Raw genomic sequence first — 3432 nt, 5'->3', positions numbered from 1 at the left:
GTTCATGTAGCAAAGTCTCTTCATCCCCAATCAGCGTTGCAATTACATACTCTATGGCTGACCCTTCACCTGTTATATCCATCAGCCACACCTCTTCATTTGTAGGTGTGTCCAGCGTCAGAGTCTGAAAAGTCTTCCAGTTTATTATCCCGGCCGGAGCCGGTAGTTAGCGACATATCGCAATAAATTTTAGTTAAACCCTCAGAAAACTTGCTATTTAAAGTCGCGTCTGAAAGAACGTTTACCGGGATGCCCGATTTATACAGCTTACTAAACGTATTTATTGCAGGTATTAACACTTTTTGCCAGGCGGCTTCCGGGTCACCTAAAAATTTATTTCGTTCATTTTCTGAGGCTAGTACACCAACGTTTGCATAAGGCACCAGGTCTTTAAAATAGCTACCGTAGGTTTCATTCCATTCCGCTGGAACTTTTATCACGTCAATATTGGTTTTTTGCGGATTTGCGTCTACATCAAGATTAGCTATTCCGCCCAAAGAAATTATTCCGGCGGCCATATTAGCAGCATCGTCAGCACTTTTGAGATCACGGCACCAAACATGCGGAGGCCCGGCTGAATTATCACGCATAAACGAAAAGAAAAATGCATTCAGGTAAAAACCGGGGATAGTTTCTTTTAGATCTAAAGGAAATGAAAATTCCATATTCCTGTTATAAGGCCTCACTGGTTCTTCAGCTTCTGTTTTCAGGATGAATTTTTGAAAGAACTCGCTGTTCATGTGTAACCCGGTAAAATTGGTCCAGCTATCACCACTTACTAATAAAACAGGTTTAAAGGGAAGTAAACTGGTCCGCAGATCAGTAAAAAATCGCTCTATTGTATTATTGCGGAATTCAAAAAAGCGTAGTTTGTTGGTCCGGAAATCCCCGGCCATATCAGTACCATATTTCTCTTTATACATTTTCTTTGAAAATTCCGAAAAATCGCCGCCTTGCGGAATATGTATCTGGTCAAAATAAAAGCCATCAGCGCCATAGGAGGCTAATTGTTTCAAACGGGCTATTACGATATCCCGGTACGGTGAGTTGAAGGATAAAAAAATCCCCCTCGGACCCCTTATTGGTTCCCCTTTCACATTAAGGCATGCCCAGTCTGGATGATTTAACAACATGGCCGAATCTTCTGAATGCCTGTAATATATGATGGCCTTCATGTTCAAATCGTGGAGCTGTTTTATAATTTTTACTGCAAGATTTTGGCCATTTGAATTATAGTTTGCGGCCCTCGCGTCTATGCCGCCGTCTCCGGTAGGCCACCAGGGCTGCTCATCACGCGCCTTTATTTGCCTCGTTAAAACAGTAACATTATATTTTTTAAGTTCTTCAGGGAAACCGAAAAATACGGAAGAATTGAGTTCATTTAATGATAGGCGCGTATGTATTTGCACACGGTTGCGGAGATACCATTCGGGGATGTCGGAATAATCCCTGGTGCCGGCATTGCTTTTTAAAGCTTTATTATAATTAATAATTTTTGACCCGGGATCATGAACGGGATTATTCCTTAAAAACACAACTGCGCCTATAACAATTGCACAGGAAAATAAGATCCACAAATTTATCTTTAACATAGGGGTATATTTTTTATGTATGTAAAAATAACATAACAGCTGCAAATTACAGTTGTTTTATATGATTTTAAAACCACATTTCGGGTGGCTAATATTGCCAGGTATTATGTCCGGTAAATTTAATGGATATGCAAACTTTAGTGAAACAATTGCCCGGATAATATGTTAGTAAATTCTGTTATACAGCTTGTATTTATAAACCATAACAAAGCAAAAGAATTGTTTTTACCTAAAAAAGTAATTTTTAATTTAACTAATTTTGCATTAAATTCCATACTTTGCGGGAAAAATATTTGATCAGATATTTGATCAAATTTTTTAAATAATATCCAATTAATATAGGTTTTAACGATTTATGAAGAAAAAAATTGCGCTAATAACAGGGATAACCGGGCAGGACGGTGCATATTTAACAGAGTTATTATTGTCAAAGGGGTATGAGGTTCATGGTATAAAACGAAGAAGCTCTTTGTTAAATACTGACAGAATAGATCATTTATATCAGGATCCGCACGATACAAATAAAAATTTGTTTCTTCATTATGGCGACCTTAGCGATAGCACCAATCTAATCCGGATCATACAGCAGGTCCAACCTGACGAGATCTACAATTTGGGTGCGATGTCGCACGTAAAAGTGAGTTTTGATACGCCGGAATATACAGCAAATGCCGACGGCATAGGTACGTTACGCATACTTGAAGCGGTGCGTTTATTAGGTTTAACCAAAAAAACCCGTATCTACCAGGCATCAACATCCGAATTATATGGTTTGGTGCAAGCCGTACCTCAATCAGAAACCACACCATTTTACCCGCGTTCGCCTTATGCAGTTGCAAAGCTTTATGCCTACTGGATAACTGTTAATTACCGCGAGGCTTATGGCATTTATGCATGCAATGGTATTTTGTTTAATCACGAGAGCCCGTTAAGAGGCGAAACATTTGTGACACGTAAAATAACCCGTGCGACCGCAAAAATAGCAATGGGTTTACAGGATAAGCTTTATTTGGGAAACCTTGATGCTGAAAGGGATTGGGGCCACGCAAAAGACTATGTTGAGGCAATGTACCTTATTTTGCAGCAGGATGTTGCTGAGGATTTTGTTATTGCCACAGGGATAACCACTAAAGTAAGGGAGTTTGTAAGAATGTCGTTTGCTGAGGTAGGCGTCACGATCGAATTTAAAGGTTCCGGTGCTGGCGAAAGAGGCTACATTGTTTCCTGCTCGTCGCCTGATTACCAGTTGGAAATTGGTAAAGAAGTAGTTGCCGTCGATCCGGCTTACTTCAGACCAACTGAAGTTGACTTGCTTATAGGCGACCCCACAAAATCAAATACGAAACTTGGCTGGAAGCCAAAGTATGACCTTGCTATGCTGGTTGAAGAGATGGTAGCAGCTGACCTGGAGTTATTCAGGAAAGAGAGGCTTTTAAAGGATTCGGGATACTATATTAAAAATCAGTTTGAATAAGTCATCGCGCCGAAAAAGCATTTTATTGCTCAGCCATAACTTTTCGCCCGAACCCACGGGTATTGGAAAATACAATGGCGAAATGATGAATTGGTTCTGTAATAACGGTTATGATACAACCATTATTACAACTTTTCCGTACTATCCGTATTGGAAGATACAGCCGCCGTATTCAAATTGGTGGTATAAGAAGGAAACTATTACCTATACAGAAACAGGGGCAACGATGGAAATTTACCGGTGCCCCATCTATGTACCAGATTTCCCGACCGGGAAAAAACGCCTCATCCAGGACGCGTTACTCTGGCCTTCGAAACTCTGGCCTGTTTTAAACCAAATAATGTTTAAAAAGAAGCATTACCTGTT

General features: G+C 40.0%; 2 protein-coding genes and 1 pseudogene. 2 read left to right on the top strand and 1 reads right to left on the bottom strand.

All coding sequences use genetic code 11. The annotated features are described in order from the left end of the window. Positions 1-95: 95 nt before the first annotated feature. Positions 96-1592, bottom strand: coding sequence for a hypothetical protein (locus QZY09_RS16815; protein ID WP_295674225.1), 1497 nt, complete (start codon positions 1590-1592; stop codon positions 96-98). Between the two features lie 355 nt (positions 1593-1947). Here QZY09_RS16815 and gmd point away from each other — a divergent pair, with 355 nt between their 5' ends. Together gmd and QZY09_RS16805 are read left to right on the top strand one after the other, a co-directional pair. Continuing rightward, positions 1948-3066 (top strand): GDP-mannose 4,6-dehydratase, encoded by a 1119-nt coding sequence (gene gmd / locus QZY09_RS16810; protein ID WP_295674223.1) that lies wholly within the window; start codon positions 1948-1950, stop codon positions 3064-3066. Next, positions 3059-3432 (top strand): annotated as a pseudogene (locus QZY09_RS16805) (colanic acid biosynthesis glycosyltransferase WcaI); the annotation flags it as partial. The gene gmd and the pseudogene QZY09_RS16805, both read left to right, overlap by 8 nt.

The sequence above is a fragment of the uncultured Mucilaginibacter sp. genome, assembly GCF_903913935.1.
In the GTDB taxonomy this organism is placed as follows: Bacteria; Bacteroidota; Bacteroidia; order Sphingobacteriales; family Sphingobacteriaceae; genus Mucilaginibacter.
This window is presented reverse-complemented; position numbering and strand designations above follow the sequence as displayed.

Excerpts from the sequence above, each read along its gene's own strand:
- QZY09_RS16815 (WP_295674225.1), bottom strand. The coding sequence starts at position 1,592 with ATGTTAAAGATAAATTTGTGGATCTTATTTTCCTGTGCAATTGTTATA.
- gmd (WP_295674223.1), top strand. The coding sequence starts at position 1,948 with ATGAAGAAAAAAATTGCGCTAATAACAGGGATAACCGGGCAGGACGGT.